This is a genomic window from Microbacterium sp., from assembly GCF_052099035.1.
In the GTDB taxonomy this organism is placed as follows: Bacteria; Actinomycetota; Actinomycetes; order Actinomycetales; family Microbacteriaceae; genus Microbacterium.
The window spans coordinates 1-15,987 of the sequence record NZ_JBQDSX010000017.1; the positions used below are offsets into that span (position 1 = coordinate 1).

Here is a 15,987-nt window from a genome sequence, read left to right on the forward strand (position 1 = left end):
GACCTCGGCCTCGAGCGTGATGATCTGCTCGTGGCGGGCCAGCGCGATCTCGATCGCCGGGAGGAGGTCGTTCGGCGTGAACGGCTTGACGACATAGGCCAGGGCGCCGGCCTCGCTGGCGCGCTCGACGAGCTCCTTCTGGCTGAAAGCGGTCAGCAGTACGACGGGGGCGATGTTCGCCTTGTGCAGGCGCTCTGCGGCGCTGATGCCGTCGAGCTGCGGCATCTTGACGTCCATGATGACCAGGTCGGGCCGAAGCTCGGTTGCGAGGGCCACAGCCGTCTCACCGTCTCCTGCCTCGCCGACGACGTCATAGCCGTTGTCTCGGAGGATCTCGACGATGTCGAGTCGGATCAGCGATTCGTCTTCGGCGACGACGACGCGTCGCGGGGCGGATGCCGTGGGCTGCTCAGACTGTTCTTGCTCGGTCACAGCATCCATTCTAGTGGACACCCAGGCCGAGCCCGCCGCACACGCCCGCGGTGGACCAGACCACCACCTGCTCTGCGCTAAAGTCGTAGACGCGACATCCGCGCCGGCGTGGCGGAATGGTAGACGCGGAGCACTCAAAATGCTTTGTCCGAAAGGACGTGTGGGTTCGAGTCCCACCGCCGGCACCGCAAGAATGACGAATGGCCCCGGGATCTCTCCCGGGGCCATTCCTCGTTCAGCTCTTAGGCGCCAGCCTTGTAGATCGGCGCTGCTCCGTTGACGGCATCCCCGACCTTGTGGACGCGAATGTCGTTGGTGGAGCCGACGATTCCGGGAGGGGACCCGGAGATCACGACGACCTTGTCTCCCTCGACGGCGAGACCATTGCCCAGCAGGTACTCGTCGACCTGGTGGTACATCAGGTCGGTGTGCTGGACCATCTCGACCAGCTTCGAGCGGATGCCCCAGGTCAGGGCCATGCGACGGCGGATGCTCGGCTCCGGCGTGAACGCGAGCATCGGAATCCGCGAGCGCAGGCGCGACAGACGACGCGCGCTGTCACCGGACTGCGTGAAGACGCAGAGGAACTTCGCATCCACGAACTCCGCGACCTCGAGAGCGGCCAGCGTGATGGCGCCACCTTGGGTGCGCGGCTTGGTCGTCAGTGGCGCGATGCGCTCGAGACCGTGCTCCTCCGTGGACTCCACGATGCGTGCCATCGTCTCGACGACGACGATGGGGTACTCCCCCACGCTCGTCTCGCCGGAGAGCATGACAGCATCCGCGCCATCGAGCACGGCGTTGGCGACGTCCGAGGTCTCAGCACGCGTGGGAACGGGGCTGGAGATCATCGACTCGAGCATCTGCGTCGCGACGATGACGGGCTTCGCGTTGCGGCGGGCGAGCTCGACAGCGCGCTTCTGCACGATCGGGACCGCCTCCAGAGGCAGTTCGACGCCGAGGTCGCCGCGGGCGACCATGATGCCGTCGAACGCGTCGACGATCTCTTCGAGCGCCTCGACAGCCTGCGGCTTCTCGATCTTCGCGATGACGGGGACCTTCACGCCCTCTTCCGCCATGATCTCGTGGACGCGGTCGACATCCTCTGCGTTGCGCACGAACGACAGCGCGATCAGGTCGGCGCCGATCTTCAGGCCCCAGCGGAGATCTGCCTCGTCCTTTTCGCTCATCGCGGGGACGTTCACGGCGACGCCGGGCAGGTTGATGCCCTTGTTGTTCGATACGGCGCCGGCGACGATCACCTTGGTCGTCACGACGGTTCCGTCGGTCTCGACGACCTCGACGCGGACCTTGCCGTCGTCGATCAGCAGGAAGTCTCCGGGCTTGACGTCGTTCGGGAGTCCCTTGAACGTCGTGCCGCAGATCTCACGGTTGCCGATGATGTCTTCGGTGGTGATCTTGAAGATGTCGCCTTCGGCGAGCTCGTACGGGCCGTCCTCGAACTTGCCGAGTCGGATCTTCGGGCCCTGCAGGTCGACCAGGACGGCCACAGCACGGCCTGCGTCGTCCGCGGCGCGGCGCACGTTGGCGTAGTTCGCGTCGTGGACGGTGTAGTCACCGTGGCTGAGGTTCAGGCGGGCGACATCGACGCCCGCCTCGATGATTGCTCGGACGTTCTCATAACTTGACGTTGCCGGACCCAGCGTGGCGACGATTTTCGCGCGTCTCAATAGACTTCTCCAGGGTAAGAGGGTGGGGGAATTATGGCGACGGTGCCGTCGCCAGCCTACGCGGGCTGCAGCCCGATTGCGACATCCGACGGGCGTACAGGTGCAGGCAGCACCGATTCTCCCATCAGGAAGCGGTCAACACCGGCCGCAGCCGCACGTCCTTCGGCGATTGCCCACACGATGAGCGACTGCCCACGACCGGCGTCACCGGCGACGAATACGCCCGGGATCGTCGACTCGTAGGACTCCGCACGGTGAAACGCACCGCGTTCTGCCGTCTGCGGCCGCATCTCGTCGGTGAAGGTATCGGTCTCCGGGCCCGTGAACCCCATCGCGATGAGCACGAGGTCTGCGGGGATCTCCCGCTCGGTGCCGCTCTTCGGCACACGCCGCCCGTCGAGGTACTCGGTCTCGGCGACACGCAGCGCGCGCACCTCACCGGCCTCGTTGCCGAGGAACTCGACGGTGGATGCCAGATAGTGTCGCTCGCCGCCTTCTTCGTGCGCGGACTGCACCTCGAAGATGGTCGGCATCATCGGCCAGGGCTGGTGGTCAGGACGCTCGAGACCGGGTTGGGTGCCGATAGCGAGGTTGGTGACGCTGAGCGCGCCCTGACGGTGCGCGGTCCCGATGCAGTCGGCACCGGTGTCACCGCCGCCGATGACGATGACGTGCTTGCCCGCGGCGCTGATCTGGTTCGGCACGATATCGCCGGCACCTGCACGGTTGGACTCGACGAGATACTCCATCGCGAAGTGCACGCCGTCCCAGTCTCGCCCCGGGATCGACAGATCGCGCGGAACCGTGGAGCCGGTGGCGAGGACGACGGCGTCGTAACGCGCGCGCAGGTCGGCCCAGGTGATGTCCGTGCCGATCTCGACACCCGCCCGGAAGCGCGTGCCCTCCTCCTGCATCTGACGTAGGCGGGACTCAAGGTGGCTCTTCTCCATCTTGAAATCCGGGATGCCGTAACGCAGCAGCCCGCCGATGCGATCGTCCCGCTCGAAGACGGCGACGGTGTGACCCGCCCGCGTGAGCTGCTGAGCAGCCGCCAGCCCCGCGGGACCCGAGCCGACAACAGCGACGGTCTTGCCGGTGAGCCGCTCCGGCGGCTGCGGCTCGACCCAACCCTTCGCGAAGGCCTCGTCGATGATCGAGACCTCGACCTGCTTGATCGTCACGGCCGGCTGATTGATGCCCAGCACGCAGGCGCTCTCGCACGGTGCGGGGCACAGCCTGCCCGTGAACTCCGGGAAGTTGTTCGTCGCGTGCAGGCGCTCGATCGCGGCACGGTCCTCGCCGCGCCAGGTCAGATCGTTCCACTCCGGGATGAGATTGCCCAGCGGGCACCCCGAATGGCAGAACGGCACGCCGCAGTCCATGCACCGGCCGGCCTGGCGGCGCAGCACGTTCTTGTCACCGGGCTCGTAGACCTCTTTCCAGTCCATGATCCGCACCGGTACAGGGCGACGGGCGGGCAGTTCGCGCTCCGTCACCTTCAGAAAGCCCTTGGGATCAGCCACCGGTCACCTCCAGGATGCGGTTCCAGACAGCATCGCCGTCCGGGTCGACGCCGGAGGCCTCTGCCTCCTGGCGCATGGTCTGCACGGCCGCGAAATCACGCGGCAGCACCTTTACGAACTCGGATGCGATGGTGCCGAACTGCGCCAGCATCCCGGCTGCGAGTGGAGAGTCCGTGCGTTCGACATGCTCTGCGAGCAGGCTTCGCAGCACTTCCAGATCTGCTCGATCCAGTGGTTCCAGCCGGAGTTCGCCACTCTCGCGCGACTGCTGATTCACCTTCTCCGGCGGCAGCGCGTGCACGTAGGCCACTCCCCCGGACATACCCGCACCGAGGTTGCGGCCCGTTGTTCCGAGAATGACTGCGCGGCCGCCGGTCATGTACTCGAGGGCGTGGTCACCGACTCCCTCGACGACCGCGGTCGCCCCGGAATTTCGCACCAGGAACCGCTCGCCGACGACACCGGAGATGAACATCGACCCGGACGTCGCGCCGTAGCCGATCACGTTTCCTGCGATCACGTTCTCGTGAGGGGTGATACTCGACTCCCGCGCAGGGCGAACGACGATATCGCCGCCGGAGAGGCCCTTGCCGACGTAGTCGTTCGCATCGCCCTCGAGGCGCAGCATGATGCCCGCAGGCAGGAAGGCGCCCAGCGACTGGCCGGCCGTGCCGTGCAGGGTGACATCGATCGTCTCTCGTGCGAGACCGCCGGGCCCGAAACGAGTCGTGACCTCGTGTCCGAGCATGGTGCCCACGGCGCGCTCGGTGTTGCGGATCGGCAGTTCGATGAACACAGGCTGTCGATCGTGCAGCGCCTCCTGCGACATCTCGATCAACTGCACATCGAAGTGCTTGTCGAGCTCGTGATCCTGCGTACGCGCGTGCCGACGAGGTTCGGATGCTGGGAACAGCGGACCCTCGAGGATCGGTGCGAGATCGAGGCCATCGGCCTTCCAATGCTGGATCGCCGCATTCGCCTCGATGAGGTCTGCACGGCCGATGATCTCATCGAGAGAACGGAAGCCCAGATCGGCGAGGAGCTCACGAACCTCTTCAGCGATGAACTCCATGAAGTTCACGACGAACTCCGGCTTGCCGGTGAATCGCTCCCGCAGGGCGGGATTCTGAGTCGCAACTCCCACCGGGCACGTATCGAGATGGCAGACGCGCATCATGATGCAGCCGCTGACCACGAGCGGAGCGGTGGCGAAACCGAACTCCTCCGCCCCCAGCAGCGCACCGATGATGACGTCACGGCCGGTCTTGAGCTGTCCGTCGACCTGCACCACGACGCGGTCGCGCATACCGTTGAGCATGAGCGTCTGCTGCGTCTCGGCGAGCCCGAGTTCCCACGGAGTGCCGGCGTGCTTGAGCGAGTTCAACGGGCTTGCTCCCGTGCCGCCGTCGTGGCCGGAGACCAGGATGACGTCGCTGAGCGCCTTCGCCACGCCCGCAGAGACCGCGCCGATTCCGGACTGGCTCACCAGCTTGGTGTGGATGCGCGCCTTCGGGTTCGCGCGCTTCAGGTCGAAGATCAGCTGCTTGAGATCTTCGATCGAGTAGATGTCATGGTGCGGCGGCGGTGAGATGAGTCCCACACCGGCTGTGGCGTGTCGAGTCCTCGCGACCCAGGGATAGACCTTCCCCGGCGGCAACTGCCCGCCCTCGCCGGGCTTCGCGCCCTGGGCGAGCTTGATCTGGATGTCATCCGCCTGCGTGAGGTAGAGGCTCGTGACCCCGAAGCGGCCGGATGCGACCTGCTTGATCGCACTGCGACGCTCGGGGTCGAGCAGCCGATCGACGTCTTCACCACCTTCGCCGGTGTTCGACTTCGCTCCGATGCTGTTCATCGCGACGGCGAGCGTTTCGTGCGCTTCGCGGGAGATGGAACCGTAGCTCATCGCTCCGGTCGAGAAGCGTTTCACGATGGCGCTCGCCGGCTCGACGTCGTCGATCGGGATCGGCGGACGTGTGCCCGTGCGCAGGGCGAACAGTCCACGCAGCGTCTTCAGCTCGGCTGCCTGATCATCGACGAGCTTCGTGTACTCGCGGAAGATGTCATAGCGACGGTTGCGCGTGGAGTGCTGCAGTCGGAACACCGTTTCGGGATTGAACAGGTGCGGGGAGCCATCGCGGCGCCACTGGTACTCGCCGCCGGTCCACAGGCGTTCGTGGGCCCTGGCTGCGGCATCCTCAGGATAGGCGTAGTCGTGACGGGCCTGGTTCTCGGCGAAGACGTCTTCGATGCCGATGCCGCCGAGCTTGGTCTCGGTGCCGGTGAAGTAGGCGTCGATGAAGTCCTGGCTGAGGCCGATGGCCTCGAAGACCTGCGCGCCGGCATACGAGGAGACGGTGGAGATGCCCATCTTCGACATGATCTTCAGCACGCCCTTGCCGAGCGCGTAGATGAGATTGCGGACGGCCTTCTCCGGGGAGATTCCGGTGATGAAGCCGGTGCGCACGAGGTGCTCCACCGTCTCCATCGCGAGGTAGGGATTGACAGCGGATGCCCCGTATCCGATAAGGGTGGCAACGTGATGCACTTCGCGCACGTCACCCGCTTCGACGAGCAGGCCCACCTTCATCCGATTCTCACGACGGATCAGATGATGGTGGATCGCCGAGACCATCAGCAGAGACGGGATCGCGACGAGATCCTTGTTCGAGTCACGGTCGGACAGGATAATGAACTCCGCGCCTTCGGCGATCGCCTCATCCGCTTCGGCGCACATCTCCTCGATGCGCTCCTGCATCGTGTGGGCACCGGCATCGAAGTGGTAGAGGCCGCTGATCGTGACGGCGGAGCGTCCTTCAAGCGCCTTATCTATGTGCCGGATCTTCGCGAGCTCGTCGTTATCGATGACGGGGAAGTCGACGGCGACAGTGCGCGTGTGCTCCGGACCCCAGCTGAGCAGGTTGCTCTCCGGGCCGAGGGAGGACCGGAGGCTCGTCACGACCTCTTCGCGGATCGAGTCCAGTGGCGGATTCGTCACCTGCGCGAACTGCTGCGTGAAGTAGTCGAACAGCAGGCGCGGACGGTCGCTGAGCACCGCAATCGGTGTGTCGGATCCCATCGCCCCCAGTGGCTCGACGCCGGTCTGGCCCATCGGCGTGAGCAGGATGCGCACTTCTTCTTCGGTGTATCCGAAAGTGCGCTGGCGGCGCGTGATGGATGCCGGCGGGTGCACGATGTGCTCGCGCTCCGGCAACTCGGCCAGACGAACGGCGCCCTGATTGAGCCATTCCTGCCAAGGATGCAGTGTCGCGAGGTTCTTCTTGATTTCGTCATCTTCGACGATGCGGCCAGCGGCCGTGTCGACGACGAACATCTTGCCCGGCTGCAGGCGGCCACGACGCTTGATCCGCTCGGGCTCGAAATCCAGCACACCCGTCTCTGATCCGATGACGACGAGCCCATCGGTGGTCTCGGTCCATCGTCCTGGGCGCAGGCCGTTGCGGTCGAGTGTGGCACCGACGAGTGACCCATCGGTGAAGATGAGAGCGGCAGGGCCGTCCCACGGCTCCATCTGGTTGGAGTGGTAGTCGTAGAACGCCCGTAGCTCGGGTGAGAGGTCCGACTGCTTCTCGTAGGCCTCGGGGACCATCATCATGATCGCGTGCGGGAGGCTGCGGCCCGAAAGCGTCAGCAGCTCGAGAACCTCGTCGAACGATGCCGAGTCGCTGGCTCCGGGCGTGCAGATGGGCAGAAGAGGTCGGATGTCGCCGAGCAGCTCGGACTCCAGCTGCGACTGGCGTGCGCGCATCCAGTTGCGGTTTCCACCGACGGTGTTGATCTCCCCGTTGTGGGCCAGCATCCGCAACGGCTGTGCGAGCGGCCAGGACGGGAAGGTGTTCGTGGAGTACCGGGAATGCACCACGGCGAGCTCGGAGGCGAAGCGCTCATCCTGCAGGTCGGGGTAGAACGGCTCGAGCTGGAGCGTCGTCACCATGCCCTTGTAGCCCAGCGTACGACTGGACAACGAGACGAAGTAGGCATCGAGCTCGTGGCCGGCGCGCTTGCGGAGCCGGTACGCGACGCGGTCCAGGGCGATTCCGGATAGTCGAGCGTCGTCGCCGGGGGCAGCGGCGACGAAGAGCTGTTCAAATGCCGGACGCGCCTCATCGGCGAGCTTTCCGAGATTCTCATTGGCGGTGGGAACGACGCGCCAGCCGAGGACGTCCAGTCCCTCTTCGCGGGCGATCTTCTCGACCCCGGCCTTCTGCGCACGGCGGTCAGAAGCCTGCAGCGGAAGGAAGGCGAGCCCGGCGGCGTATTCGCCGGCATCGGGCAGTTCGAAGTCTGTGACTTCACGCAAGAATGCGTCTGGCATCTGGGTGAGGATGCCCGCACCGTCTCCGGTGCCGGCGTCAGAGCCGATGGCACCTCGGTGCTCGAGGTTGCGCAGCGCTTGAAGCGCCAGCGCGATGATGTCGTGTCCTGCTGTACCCCGGAGGGTGGCGACCATAGCCAGGCCGCAGGCATCCTTCTCGAATGCCGGGTTGTACATGCCCTGCTTCGGGGGGTAGGCGCCGGAGGCGCCGTAGGGAGGCTGGAAGTACATCTGTTACCGTCCTCAGGCAATCAGGTGACACCGGGGACGCCGTCGGCCCACTCGTTCAGTGCAATGGATACGTGACTCGACGAGGGGCCTTCGGGGGCCGCCTTCGCCTTACGGAGCGGTGCTTGTGGCGGTGGCTCCGACGGTGACTTCGGCGGGAGGCTCGCTCACGTCGACGAAATCATCAAGATCGTGTTGCGATTGTACATCAGCGGCCGCGGCCTTCCGCCCTCGGCCCGGCGCGTAGGGCGAGGCCTCCTGGCCGGTGTGCCGACGCGTCTGGACGATGAGGATGACGATGCCGACGATGATGCCGATGATCGAGGCCCACACGTTGCTGCGCAGTCCGAGAATGATCTCGCTCGGGTCGATGCGGATCGATTCCCACACCACGCGACCTGCGCTGTACCAGATCAGGTACACGGCGAAGAGCTTGCCCCACTGCAGGTGCAGGCGACGGCCGATCCAGAGCAGGAAGAGCACGCCGAGGAGGTTCCAGATGACCTCGTAGAGGAAGGTGGGATGGAACAGCGTGCCGTCAGCGAGTCCCGGAGGGAACGCTGAATTGTCGGACTCGATCTCGAGTCCCCACGGCAGGTCCGTCGGCAGACCGAAGAGCTCGTGGTTGAACCAGTTCCCGAAGCGCCCCATCGCCTGGGCGAGCAGCATGCCGGGCGCGAGTGCGTCGGCGAAGGTCCAGAACCGGATCCCGGTCCACTTGCAGCCGAGGTACGCACCGACAGCTCCTCCGAGGAGCGCACCGAAGATCGCGATGCCGCCCTCCCAGATCGCCCAGACCGAACCTGGCTCGAAGGGGTTCCAGGTGTTCCTGCCCTCACCGAAGTAGAAGTTCGGGTGGGTGAGCACGTGGAAGATGCGTGCGCCGATGATGGCGAGCGGCACGGCCAGGATGGCGATGTCAATGACGACCCAGGGCTCTGCCCCGCGCTTGGTGAGCCGGTGGTTCGTCAGCAGAGTTGCGACGATGATGCCGGCGATGATGCACAGAGCGTAGAAGTGGATCCGCAGCGGGCCGAGGTCGAAGTAGCTGACCGGAGGGCTCGGGATGCTGGTGAGCACACCGCTGAGGGCAGAGTGAAGCGCGAGGGACATGAGTGCGATTCTAGTTCTCGTGTGAGCGGACTGCGGACGGCGTGCCTGCAGCAAGGGTCTTCGCAACGTCGGCGAGGGCGTCAAGGCCCCCGTCGCGAAGCGCGCGAACCAGGGCGGTTCCGACGATGGCTCCATCGGCGTACTCGACCACGTCGGCGATCTGATCGGCTGTGGAGATGCCGATGCCGACGCAGGCATTGACGGCGCCGTAGGCGCGGAGTCGACCGACGAGCGCCCGCGCTGCCTGGTCGAGCTCGGCCCGTTCTCCGGTGATGCCCATAGTCGAGACGGTGTAGATGAATCCGGTCGAGGACTTCACGACGAGATCCAGCCGCTCATCGGTCGATGTGGGAGCTGCGAGGAAGATTCGATCGAGCCCAGTGCGCTCACTGGCGGAGATCCACTCCCCTGCTGCTTCGGGGGTGATGTCGGGTGTGATGAGCCCCGACCCACCCGCGGCGAGGAGATCGTCCGCGTAGCGATCGACGCCGTACTGCATCACCGGATTCCAGTACGACATCACGACGACGGGCACATCGGTTGCGGCGGTGATCTCGCGGACCGCGGTGAAGAGGTCGCGCATCTTGAAGCCGTTCGCCAGAGCGGTCTGGGTCGCTTCCTGGATGACCGGGCCGTCCATCACCGGATCGCTGTAGGGCGGGCCGAGCTCGATGATGTCGGCACCGTTCTCGGCGAGCGTGATCGCCGCCTGGATGCTCGTCTGAAGATCGGGAAAACCGACCGGGAGATAGCCGATGAACGCTCCGCGTCCAGCATCCTTCGCCTTCTGGATGGCGGCGGTGACGCGGCTCATCGGGCTTCCTCCACACCTTCGTCGTACAGCTGGAAGTACTTCGCGGCGGTGTCCATGTCTTTGTCGCCGCGCCCCGATAGGCAGACGGCGATGACGGCATCCGGCCCCATGGCGAGTCCCAGACGGATCGCACCGGCCAGCGCATGCGCGGACTCGATGGCGGGGATGATGCCCTCTGTCCTGCTGAGCAGCCGCAGCGCCTGCATGGCCTCGTCGTCGGTCGCGGGAATGTACTCGACGCGTCCGATGTCGGCGAGCCAGGAGTGCTCTGGCCCAACGCCCGGATAGTCGAGCCCGGCGGAGATCGAGTGCGACTCGATCGTCTGGCCGTCCTCGTCCTGCAGCACGTACGTCTTCGCGCCGTGCAGCACGCCGGGTCGGCCGCGTTCAATCGATGCTGCGTGCTTGTCGGTATCGACACCGTCGCCGGCTGCCTCGACGCCGTACAGCTTGACGCTCTCATCGTCGAGGAACGCATCGAACATGCCGATGGCATTGGATCCTCCGCCGACGCAGGCGACGACTGCCTCCGGGAGGCGTCCGAGCTCCGCGAGAAGCTGCTCGCGCGCCTCTTCGCCGATGATCTTCTGGAAATCACGCACCATGGCGGGGAACGGGTGGGGGCCGGCCGCCGTTCCGAAGATGTAGTTGGTCGTCTCGACGCTTGTGACCCAGTCGCGGTAGGCCTCGTTGATCGCGTCCTTCAGCGTGCGCGATCCTGTCGTTACGGGGATGACCTCGGCGCCCAGCAAGCGCATGCGGGCGACGTTGAGCGCTTGCCGTTCGGTATCGACCTCGCCCATGTAGATGGTGCAGTCCATCCCGAACAGCGCCGCGGCGGTCGCGGTAGCGACACCGTGCTGCCCTGCGCCGGTCTCTGCGATGACCCGGGTCTTTCCCAGACGCTTGGTGAGCAGCGCCTGGCCGAGCACGTTGTTGATCTTGTGGCTGCCGGTGTGGTTGAGGTCTTCGCGCTTGAGGAAGATGCGCGCTCCCCCGGCGTGCTCGGCGAACCGCGGGACCTCGGTGAGGGCGGACGGTCGGCCCGCATAAGAGCCCAGCAGTTGCGCCAGCTCGGAGCGGAACTCCGGGTCGGCAACCGCCTGCTCGTAGGCGACGGTCAACTCATCGATCGCGGCGATGAGGGATTCGGGCATGAAGCGCCCGCCGAACTCACCGAAGAACGGCCCTGGCTGTTCGCGCAGACTCACGGTGTCTCATGCCTCTCATCGTCTCCGGCTTCGAGGAAGCCCTGCAGTGTGGCGACCGGGTCGCCGGTCACGAGTGCCTCGCCGATCAGTACGACATCGGCGCCGGCTTGGCGGTAGTGCGTGACATCCGCGGGCTCCAGGACGGCAGATTCCGCGATCTTGATCGCGCCGGACGGAATGCGATCGACCAGCTGGCCGAACAGGTTGCGGTCGAGCTCGAAGGTCGAGAGGTTCCGGGCATTGATTCCGATGAGCGATGCGCCGAGATCGATGGCCACGTCGAGCTCCTCGGCCGAGTGCGTCTCGACGAGGGGCGTCATGCCCAGTTCCAGGACCAGCGAGTACAGCTCCTGCAGGACGTCCCGCTCGAGGCCGGCGACGATCAGCAGAGCGAGGTCAGCACCTGCGGCACGTGCTTCGAGCACCTGGTACGGCGTTGCAATGAAGTCCTTGCGCAGAACGGGTAGCCCGACCCGTGCGGTGACAGCTTCCAGGTCTGCGAGGCTGCCGCCGAACCGGCGCTCCTCGGTGAGGACGCTGATGGCGGAGGCACCACCGGTTTCATACAGCGATGCCTGATGGGCGGGATCGGGGATCTCTGCCAGGGCACCGCGCGAGGGGCTGGCGCGCTTGACTTCGGCGACGATCTTCACCCGGGATGCCGGGGCGAGCGCTGCAAGCGCGTCACGCGCGGCGGGACGCGCGAGAGCATCCTTCTCGACCTCGGCGAGCGGGCGCGAGAGCGCACGGGTCTGCGCGTCCTCGACTGCGCCGGCCGTCAGGTCGGCGAGGACCACTAGTGTCCCTTCGGCGAGTACTTGGGTCCGTTGACGCCGTAGCCGGCCTTCGCCATGATCCAACCGACAACGATTCCGACGACGACGATAGCGACGCCCACCCACACCAGCGGCGGCATGTCGAGGCAGAAGAACAAGGTGCCGAAGGCAACGCCGACGAGCATGATCACGACAGCGGTCCAGGCCGCAGGCGAGTGTCCGTGGCCGGGGTCGGCGATCGGGTTGGTCATGTTCTCCTCCGAGGCGGTCGTGGGTGTTGGGTTCAAGTCTATCGGGCTCATCGCGTGGGATCCGTGCCATGCGAGAGGTCATCCCAGGAATCGATGGCGTCCACCGGCCCGTCATGCTGGTCATGGGCCTCGGCATCCGTCTGGAAGCGGCGCCCGCCGCGCTGCCAGCGGTGCGCGGTCAGGAGGGCGAATACTGCCGTGATGATCTGGACGGCCCATCCGATCAACGCGAGAACCGGCCACGCCGAGGGGACGATCGAGGCGATCATCTCTGCGACCGTTGCACTTCCGGCGAGTCCGGTGGTCTCGGTGACAGTGGGCGCGACGGCCGAGAGAGGGGTGGTGAAGAGGATCTCAGCGGTCCACCAGGCGAGCAGGCCTCCGGCCAGGAGTGCCAGCATGGCGAAGACGTAGCGGAGCACCTTTCCCACCAGTGCGAGGGCGGCACCCACGGCGAGGACGGCCAGGCTGAGCGGCGCCAGCAGCGCCATAGCGTCTGCGCCGGGAACGAGGATCGGCTCGGCAGCATCGACCCGGTTCACGGTCAGCCACGTCTGGGTCGACGAGATGATGCCGATGCCGCCGGCGATCAGCAGTCCGATCACCGAGAGGCTGCGCCCGCGACGCGCGACGTTCATTCGTGCACGCCGTCGACGGCTTCGAGATCCGCTGCGTCGAAGCAAGTGCGCGTACCAGTGTGGCAGGCGGGTCCGGTCTGATCGACCAGCAGCAGAATGGCGTCGCCATCGCAGTCCAGCCGCGCCTCGTGAATGCGCTGGATGTTGCCCGATGTGTCGCCCTTGCGCCAGTACTCCTGGCGTGAGCGCGACCAGTACGTGACGCGGCCGGTGGTGAGCGTGCGACGCAGCGCCTCGGCATCCACCCAGGCGAGCATCAGCACCTCGTGCGTGTCCCACTGCTGCACGATGGCGGGGGCGAGGCCGTCGTCGTTCCAGACGACCTGTGCGATCCGCGCCTCGAGATCTGTCACTTCGACTCACTCCACTCGGTCTGGTCCGACTCGGTCTGTGCGCTCGAGCGCACCAGGACGCCCTCTGCGCGCATGGCGTCCTTGACCTCGCCGATGGTGAGTGCTCCGGAGTGGAAGACACTCGCGGCGAGCACGGCATCAGCACCGGCGTGGATCGCCGGGGCGAAGTCGGACACGCTGCCCGCTCCGCCGGATGCGATCACCGGTACTGATGACACCTCCCGCATGAGACGGACCAGTTCGAGGTCGAAGCCGTCACGGGTGCCGTCCGCATCGATGGAATTGACGAGCAGTTCACCGGCGCCGCGTTCGATGGCCTCGCGCGCCCAGTCGAGGGCGTCCAGATCGGTTGCCGTCCGACCACCGTGGGTGGTGACGATGAAGCCGGACGCGGTCGTGGGTGCACGTTTGACGTCGAGCGAGAGCACGAGCACCTGTGCGCCGAAACGGTCCGCGATCTCGCCGATCAGGTCGGGGCGTGCGATGGCTGCGGAGTTCACTCCCACCTTGTCGGCTCCGACGCCCTGGAGTCGCGCAACGTCTTCGACGCTGCGCACTCCCCCGCCGACGGTGAGCGGCACGAACACGTTCTCGGCAGTGCGCTGCACGACGTCGTATGTGGTCGAGCGGTCATCGACGGTCGCGGTGACATCGAGGAAGGTGATCTCGTCCGCGCCCTGCTGCGCGTAGTGGGCAGCCAGCTCGACGGGGTCGCCCATGTCGCGCAGATTCTCGAAGTTGACGCCCTTCACGACACGGCCGCCCGCGACGTCCAGGCAGGGGATCACCCGGCTTGTGAGCGTCATCAGAGCCGGGCCGCCTCGATGGCGGTGACCAGGAGCGCACGTGCGCCGAGCGCATACAGGTCGTCCATCACCTTGTTGATGCCCTTGCGGGGAAGCATCACGCGCACGGCGACCCACGTGGGGTCCTGAAGAGGTGAGATCGTCGGAGATTCACGACCGGATGCGATGGCCGCTGCCTCTTCGATCTTGTCCGCAGGCAGGTCGTAGTCCAGAAGCACGTAGCGACGGGCGACGATGACGCCGCGCAGTCGACGCAGCAGCTTCTCGGTGCCCTCGACTTCGCCGGGACGGCTGATCAGCACGGCCTCGGACTCGATGATCACCGGGCCGAAGATCTCCAGACCCGCCTGACGCAGCGTCGTACCGGTCTCGACGACATCGGCGATGGCATCCGCCACGCCCAGCTGCACGGCCGACTCGACGGCGCCGTCCAGCGGGACGAGTGTCGCTTCGACGCCGTTCTCCCGCAGGAACGTGTCGACGAGGCCAGGGTAGGCGGATGCGATGCGCACACCGGCAAGGTCGGCGATCGAGGAGAATTTGCCGGTCGGTGCGGCGAAGCGGAATGTCGAGTGGGCGAAACCGAGAGCTTCGATCTCGCGCGCCTGCTGCGGTACGTCGCGGAGCAGGTCGCGGCCAGTGACGCCGACGTCGAGTGCACCGGATGCCACGTAGGTGGCGATGTCGCGGGGGCGGAGGAAGAAGAACTCGACATCGTTCGCGGCGTCGATGACGTGCAGGGTCTTGGAGTCGCGGCGGCCGGCGTATCCGGCTTCGGCGAGCATCTCGGCGGCGGTCTCGGCGAGCGAGCCCTTATTGGGAACGGCAATGCGCAGCATGGTGAAACTTTCAGATCAGAGGAACAAGACGGTGCGCATCAAAGATGTCGGTACACGTCTTCGAGGCTGAGCCCCTTCGCCAGCATCATCACCTGGAGGTGGTAGAGCAGCTGGGAGATCTCCTCGGCCGCCTCAGCATCGGACTCGTACTCGGCAGCCATCCACACCTCGGCTGCCTCTTCGACGATCTTCTTGCCGATGGTGTGCACGCCGGCGTCGAGCTCGGCGATCGTGCGAGATCCCTCCGGACGGGTCTCTGCCTTGGCACGGAGCTCAGCGAACAGCTCGTCGAAAGTCTTCACAGTTCCAGGCTAGCGGCTCGCGCGCGGTCTCGAAGCCCCTCGATGGCAGCCTCGATGTTGTCCGCACCGTACACCGCTGAGCCCGCCACGAACGTGTCGGCCCCGGCGGCCGCTGCCTGGGCGATCGTGTCATCGGAGATTCCGCCGTCGACCTGGAACCAGGCATCCGTCCCGCGCCTGCGCGCTTCGGCCACGAGACCCCGCAACTTCGGCATGGTTTCGGGCATGAAGCTCTGACCACCGAAGCCCGGTTCGACCGTCATCACCAGAACCTGATCGAACTCGCCGAGCATATCGTACAGCTCCTCCCCCGCTGTTCCGGGCTTGAGCGCGATGCCGGCCCTGGCGCCGATATCGCGCAGCCGGCGTGCGAGCGCGACGGGGTCGGCGGCGGCTTCGAGGTGGAATGTGACGCTCGCAGCTCCCAGCTCCGCGTATCCGGGCGCCCAGCGGTCGGGATCGTCGATCATGAGGTGGACATCGAGCGGAATCGGGCTCGTGGCCTGCACGCGCTCGACCATCTGGAGCCCGAAGGTGAGGTTGGGCACGAAATGGTTGTCCATGACATCCACGTGCGCGAAATCGGCCGCCGCGATGCGCGCGAGGTCGGCCTGCATGTTCACGAAGTCGGCCGAGAGGATGCTGGGGTTGATGCGTGGGGCGTGCGGAAGGCTCAT

The 15,987-nt window shown here is 66.0% G+C and carries 15 protein-coding genes and 1 tRNA gene; 1 reads left to right on the forward strand and 15 read right to left on the reverse strand.

The genetic code is table 11. The features are described from left to right. A partial coding sequence (locus tag ACTIAO_RS07420) for a response regulator (protein ID WP_441905645.1) occupies window positions 1–432 on the reverse strand: 432 nt, incomplete at its 3' end. Between the two features lie 102 nt (window positions 433–534). On the opposite strand from ACTIAO_RS07420, the gene ACTIAO_RS07425 reads away from it, so the two are divergent. After that, window positions 535–617, forward strand: a tRNA-Leu gene (locus tag ACTIAO_RS07425). Window positions 618–674: 57 nt separating this feature from the next. On the opposite strand, the gene pyk is transcribed toward ACTIAO_RS07425, so the two are convergent. The 14 genes from pyk to rpe form a co-directional block, all read right to left on the reverse strand. Next, the gene (gene pyk / locus ACTIAO_RS07430) at window positions 675–2,123 is read right to left on the reverse strand and encodes a pyruvate kinase (protein ID WP_441905646.1); all 1,449 of its coding nucleotides are present in this window, start codon (window positions 2,121–2,123) and stop codon (window positions 675–677) included. A 56-nt stretch (window positions 2,124–2,179) separates the two neighbouring features. Next, on the reverse strand, window positions 2,180–3,646 hold the full coding sequence (locus tag ACTIAO_RS07435; protein ID WP_441905647.1) for a glutamate synthase subunit beta: 1,467 nt from the start codon (window positions 3,644–3,646) through the stop codon (window positions 2,180–2,182). After that, the gene (gltB, locus tag ACTIAO_RS07440; protein ID WP_441905648.1) at window positions 3,639–8,210 is read right to left on the reverse strand and encodes a glutamate synthase large subunit; all 4,572 of its coding nucleotides are present in this window, start codon (window positions 8,208–8,210) and stop codon (window positions 3,639–3,641) included. Before gltB ends, ACTIAO_RS07435 begins: the two co-directional genes overlap by 8 nt. 108 nt (window positions 8,211–8,318) lie before the next feature. Then, on the reverse strand, window positions 8,319–9,320 hold the full coding sequence (gene lgt, locus ACTIAO_RS07445) for a prolipoprotein diacylglyceryl transferase (RefSeq protein WP_441905649.1): 1,002 nt from the start codon (window positions 9,318–9,320) through the stop codon (window positions 8,319–8,321). Between the two features lie 10 nt (window positions 9,321–9,330). Then, entirely contained in the window at window positions 9,331–10,134 is an 804-nt protein-coding gene (trpA, locus tag ACTIAO_RS07450; protein WP_441905650.1) for a tryptophan synthase subunit alpha, read from the reverse strand. Next, window positions 10,131–11,345, reverse strand: coding sequence for a tryptophan synthase subunit beta (gene trpB / locus ACTIAO_RS07455; protein WP_441905651.1), 1,215 nt, complete (start codon window positions 11,343–11,345; stop codon window positions 10,131–10,133). The genes trpA and trpB overlap by 4 nt, the downstream gene beginning before the upstream one ends. Next, the gene (trpC, locus tag ACTIAO_RS07460; protein WP_441905652.1) at window positions 11,342–12,142 is read right to left on the reverse strand and encodes an indole-3-glycerol phosphate synthase TrpC; all 801 of its coding nucleotides are present in this window, start codon (window positions 12,140–12,142) and stop codon (window positions 11,342–11,344) included. Before trpC ends, trpB begins: the two co-directional genes overlap by 4 nt. Next, window positions 12,142–12,372, reverse strand: coding sequence for an HGxxPAAW family protein (locus ACTIAO_RS07465; RefSeq protein ID WP_441905653.1), 231 nt, complete (start codon window positions 12,370–12,372; stop codon window positions 12,142–12,144). Before ACTIAO_RS07465 ends, trpC begins: the two co-directional genes overlap by 1 nt. A 47-nt stretch (window positions 12,373–12,419) precedes the next feature. Then, window positions 12,420–13,010, reverse strand: a complete 591-nt coding sequence (locus ACTIAO_RS07470; RefSeq protein ID WP_441905654.1) for a Trp biosynthesis-associated membrane protein — start codon at window positions 13,008–13,010, stop codon at window positions 12,420–12,422. Further along, entirely contained in the window at window positions 13,007–13,363 is a 357-nt protein-coding gene (hisI, locus tag ACTIAO_RS07475; RefSeq protein WP_441905655.1) for a phosphoribosyl-AMP cyclohydrolase, read from the reverse strand. The genes ACTIAO_RS07470 and hisI overlap by 4 nt, the downstream gene beginning before the upstream one ends. After that, window positions 13,360–14,169 (reverse strand): imidazole glycerol phosphate synthase subunit HisF, encoded by an 810-nt coding sequence (gene hisF / locus ACTIAO_RS07480; RefSeq protein ID WP_441905656.1) that lies wholly within the window; start codon window positions 14,167–14,169, stop codon window positions 13,360–13,362. The genes hisI and hisF overlap by 4 nt, the downstream gene beginning before the upstream one ends. Next, on the reverse strand, window positions 14,169–15,008 hold the full coding sequence (gene hisG, locus ACTIAO_RS07485) for an ATP phosphoribosyltransferase (RefSeq protein WP_441905657.1): 840 nt from the start codon (window positions 15,006–15,008) through the stop codon (window positions 14,169–14,171). The genes hisF and hisG overlap by 1 nt, the downstream gene beginning before the upstream one ends. A 38-nt stretch (window positions 15,009–15,046) precedes the next feature. Continuing rightward, entirely contained in the window at window positions 15,047–15,310 is a 264-nt protein-coding gene (locus tag ACTIAO_RS07490) for a phosphoribosyl-ATP diphosphatase (RefSeq protein ID WP_441905658.1), read from the reverse strand. Further along, window positions 15,307–15,987, reverse strand: coding sequence for a ribulose-phosphate 3-epimerase (gene rpe / locus ACTIAO_RS07495; RefSeq protein WP_441905659.1), 681 nt, complete (start codon window positions 15,985–15,987; stop codon window positions 15,307–15,309). Before rpe ends, ACTIAO_RS07490 begins: the two co-directional genes overlap by 4 nt.